At 42.5% G+C, this 4,103-nt stretch carries 5 protein-coding genes and 1 pseudogene; 4 read left to right on the top strand and 2 right to left on the bottom strand.

Features of this window, described 5'->3' with window-relative positions; translation table 11 throughout:
- Positions 1 to 106 precede the first annotated feature (106 nt).
- The gene (locus H6G97_RS51745) at positions 107 to 1,477 is read right to left on the bottom strand and encodes an N-6 DNA methylase (RefSeq protein WP_338422000.1); all 1,371 of its coding nucleotides are present in this window, start codon (positions 1,475 to 1,477) and stop codon (positions 107 to 109) included.
- A gap of 408 nt (positions 1,478 to 1,885) precedes the next feature.
- On the opposite strand from H6G97_RS51745, the gene H6G97_RS46835 reads away from it, so the two are divergent.
- The 4 genes from H6G97_RS46835 (at position 1,886) to H6G97_RS46850 (ending at position 3,995) form a co-directional block, all read left to right on the top strand.
- Positions 1,886 to 2,182: a hypothetical protein gene (locus H6G97_RS46835; protein WP_190947211.1), complete on the top strand. Its 297-nt coding sequence runs from the start codon at positions 1,886 to 1,888 to the stop codon at positions 2,180 to 2,182.
- A 197-nt stretch (positions 2,183 to 2,379) separates the two neighbouring features.
- Complete coding sequence (locus H6G97_RS46840; RefSeq protein WP_114081968.1) at positions 2,380 to 2,694, top strand: hypothetical protein; 315 nt, start codon at positions 2,380 to 2,382, stop codon at positions 2,692 to 2,694.
- Positions 2,695 to 2,794: 100 nt separating this feature from the next.
- The gene (locus tag H6G97_RS46845; RefSeq protein WP_338422001.1) at positions 2,795 to 3,631 is read left to right on the top strand and encodes a DUF262 domain-containing protein; all 837 of its coding nucleotides are present in this window, start codon (positions 2,795 to 2,797) and stop codon (positions 3,629 to 3,631) included.
- The gene (locus H6G97_RS46850; protein ID WP_190947212.1) at positions 3,609 to 3,995 is read left to right on the top strand and encodes a hypothetical protein; all 387 of its coding nucleotides are present in this window, start codon (positions 3,609 to 3,611) and stop codon (positions 3,993 to 3,995) included. Before H6G97_RS46845 ends, H6G97_RS46850 begins: the two co-directional genes overlap by 23 nt.
- Here the strand turns inward: H6G97_RS46850 and H6G97_RS54250 are convergent.
- Positions 3,992 to 4,103 (bottom strand): annotated as a pseudogene (locus tag H6G97_RS54250) (IS630 family transposase); the annotation flags it as partial. The gene H6G97_RS46850 and the pseudogene H6G97_RS54250 sit on opposite strands and share 4 nt — an antisense overlap.

Raw genomic sequence — 4,103 nt, forward strand, 5'->3', positions numbered from 1 at the left:
GTCATGGTTGAAGAGTCGAATTCGTCAACAACTTATTCAATTTGACTGTATCAGGGATGCTATGGAATATGTACTTCGCCTAGCGTCCTAACCGCCTTGTCTGTTGCTATAAGGGTGGTTTGGGTCTGAGGATGATGTATTCAGTTGAACCCCAACCTACTTCTCCTTCAGGCAAAAAATCTATAAATGCTGTTTTTCCGTTCTCTAAGCAAGGCGTAATTCTTGCTAAGAGCGTGTCACCTTGAATAAACTTTGTACCAGAACTAAATTCTCGATATATCCAACCATTTGGTCTGTGACCTTGAGTTGGCATATTTTGCATATCAAGATACGGAGCAAGTTTTCCTTGAGTAAGTGATCGCCTTGGATTAACCTCTATTACTTCAGATAACGGAACTGTTTTCCACCCATTTGGGATTTTGCCTGCTGAATCCTCAAACTCATCAGGAAACAGAGCAGCAGTTTCAGCATCCATACCTGCGGGTTGTCGTCCATCTATTTTGGCGCGGACGGGATCGAAGTCGATAAACCAGGATTTGAACAAGGCACGGGCTATCGCTTCTAATGTGTGGTTGATTTGCTGGTTGAGTTCGATTTTGTCGTCGAGAGTGCCGAGGATGTAGTCTGCCTTCAAATCCTTGTGTAGATCATTCGTGAAACTGTCGGCTTGCCTGTCCCCAATATTGCTGTCAATCCCACGAATTGCCAGGTTCATCAAACACAAGCGGCGCGTCGTTGGGTTTGATTCTTGCCCATAAATAGCAATATCGCCTTTATTTCCCCCGTGCGCCTCAACAAATTTCTCCGACTGCACAAACATCCCGCCCGATCCGCAGCAGGGATCATAAATTCTTCCCCTGTAGGGTTCAATCATCTTTACCAGCATCTTCACCACCGACTGTGGGGTGTAAAACTCACCACCACCCTTGCCTTCTTTCTCAGCAAACTGCCCCAAGAAATACTCATACACCCGTCCCAGAATGTCCTTTGATCTGCTGGCAGTATCTCCTAAGCCAATCTTGCTAATTAAGTCGATTAATTCTCCCAACCGCTGTTTATCCAGATCCGGCCGGGCATACTGAATCGGCAACACTCCCTTAAGGCGAGGGTTTTCTTTTTCAATCGCCAGCATTGCCTGATCAATTAGCATTCCGATTGTCGGCTGCTTCGCGTTCGCCTGAATATTTGACCACCGCGCCTCCTTCGGCACCCAAAAAACATTCATCCCCAGATATTCATCTCGGTCTTCCGGGTCGGTATACTCCGTTTCTTGTCGCTGCGCCAAGTCATCGTAGAGTTCTTGGAACGCATCCGAGATGTACTTGAGGAAAATCAGCCCCAAAGCAACGTGCTTATATTCCGCAGCATCCATGTGACCGCGCATTTTATCTGCTGCTGCCCATAGGGTTTGCTCAAACCCTAGATTGGTCCCATTGCCTTTTTTTTCGTTCGTTTCGTCTTTCTTAGTTCGTGCCACGCTGACCTAATCCTCAAGCCAACTTTGGTTGAATTCAGGTAATCACCCGATGCAACCGTTGCTGTATATTCAGCCACCAGTTTTACCATAAATAATTCAATATAGTGGCATTTCTGAAAAATATAAATTTACACAAGCGAATTCTGCCCAATTCTCACCACTAAAATTCAAGAAATGAAAAATGAAGCATTTGCGATCGCACTTCAGGTATTTTTTTAACTTACTTTTACTACAATAAGTAGTATAAAAAATTGCTTAAGTATGTCTATAAAGCTGGGAGGAAAGCTCTTAATTTACTGTTTTAGGTGATCGCATCCTCGCAGAATTAACACTGGGCTTTCTTCGGATATAAATTTCTGCGATTATAGTCGTGAACTCCGAATTATACTTCAACCACATCCAAAAAAGGTGATAGACAGCGTTACTCTTTCAACCCAATATATAATCGACGTACTCAGTAGACTACCTTTAGAGCCACTAGAATACTGTCAGCGATGGGTTGAAGTACCTTCAGATGAACGTGGTTATCGTAAAGCTTGTGTTACGGCTCTAGCCGAGGCCACAGGCTTAAGTCCACGTACAGTTAACGACTGGGGCCCGAACTTTGATAGGCGACCAGATCATGTTCTACATGTCCTCAGAATGGCGGATATGCTGAACCAGATCAGGAAAATCGTCTTGCCCCCTGATTATCCGCAAAAATAATTTAATCGGAATTTCCGACTAAAAGACTAGTATTGTGGGCAAAGATTTCTTAATCTGTAGACTGTTGTATTAGACTGCCGCTTGAGTACAACAGCAGTTGCCTTCACTTTTGAATCAACAAATTAACAGTAGGCAATAGCCAACATCAAATTACTCAAGCCTTCATCTGGTACTTGCCCATCCATTACCAGCCCCAGATGTTTGTGAGACTTTCCCCTAATCCAGAAGAGCAGAGGATTGATGCTATCCGTCAGCTGCCTTTGGAGCCAATGGAATACTGTCGTAAGTGGGTAGATATTGACCCAGCCAGAGGTTATCGCAAAGCTTGTATCAATGCTCTGGCACAAGCCACAGGGTTAAGTCCTCACACCATCAAAGACTGGGGAACTAACTTCGACAGACGACCCCATTACATTCCTTTCCTGCTGCGACAGGCTGATTTACTCAATCAATTTAAACAACTAGTTATCAGCCAACAAATAATTTTGCCACCCAACTTTCTTACTAACTAACTGTTCGTGATTTACGAGTAACTCGTGATAAAACCTCTTGCTGACACAGCAAGAGGCGCTTTATTGTGTCTTATATCTGTATTCATTACTGTAAAAATAAGTGGCATTATCTCATCCTAAAATTACTCGTAATTCACAAAATCAATCTAATTCATCTGCACTAGCAGCAGTATGTGAGCGAAGAATAATAACCTCAGAACAGCAAATGCATTCTATCAGCACATTTGACATCACTAAATATCCTTTACTCGATATTTTAAAAGATATAAAGACCGGACGTATCCAACTGCCAGATTTTCAACGAGATTGGGTTTGGGATGATGCTCGTGTGCGTCGTCTACTTGCCAGCATCTCACTTGCATACCCGATTGGCGCAGTGATGATGCTTCAGCAAAGTAATCAGCAAGTGCAATTTAAACCTCGCCTCATCGATAACGTTAAAGAGCCAAAGTACGATAATCCCAGTTTGTTAATTCTCGACGGTCAGCAACGCCTAACCACTTCATTCATGGTTTTGCTGTCAGAGCAACCCGTTGTCATTAAAGACCAAAAAAGCCAAAAGCTGATAAAAAAATGGTACTACCTCGATATTGCCAAATCCCTTGACCATAACATCGACCGCCGCAGTGCCATTATCGCTTTCCCGGAATCAAAACAACTCCGAACATTTGGTGGAGAAATTATAGACTGTTCCACCCCAGAAAAGGAGTATGAAGCCGGACTATTCCCATTATCAAAAATCTTCTTCTTTTCGGAATGGAGAAGTAAATATTCTAAATATTGGCAATATGATGCTCAGAAACTCGAACTAATCGACACTTTAGAACTGGAGGTACTCAAAAAATTTGAGCATTATCAAATACCAGTAATCCAATTGCGAGACTCCTTACCTAAAGAAGCAGTTTGCCAAGTGTTTGAAGATACTAACACTTTATGACGGCAATATCTTGACAATAGTTTTGGTAGGAGAAACATCTGTTTTACTGCATACAAAAGAGAGCCAAGCAGTTGAATTAGCATTAAATACCTTCGAAGATTTGGTTCGGGAAGGGAAGATAACAGGTTTTAGGAATAAGGTGGAATGTAATTTAAGCAATGAGATCAAGGAGATATTACTGAAAGCAAGTGAGCAAGATTTAAAAGACGCCAACTTCCGCTACAGCATTGTCGAGCCGTGGCTAAGAGGACAACCAATAGAAGACAATAAAATACCTAAGCGTACCTTCCGAGATTGGAAAGCTAAATATCTACAAGCCCAGCAAAAATATGGCTACGGTTATAGCAACAGACAAGGCAGTTAGGACGCTAGGCGAAGTACATATTCCATAGCATCCCTGATACAGTCAAATTGAATAAGTTGTTGACGAATTCGACTCTTCAACCATGACCAACATCGCTCAATTTTGTTC

It is taken from the genome of Nostoc flagelliforme FACHB-838 (assembly GCF_014698065.1).
Lineage (GTDB): Bacteria > Cyanobacteriota > Cyanobacteriia > Cyanobacteriales > Nostocaceae > Nostoc > Nostoc flagelliforme_B.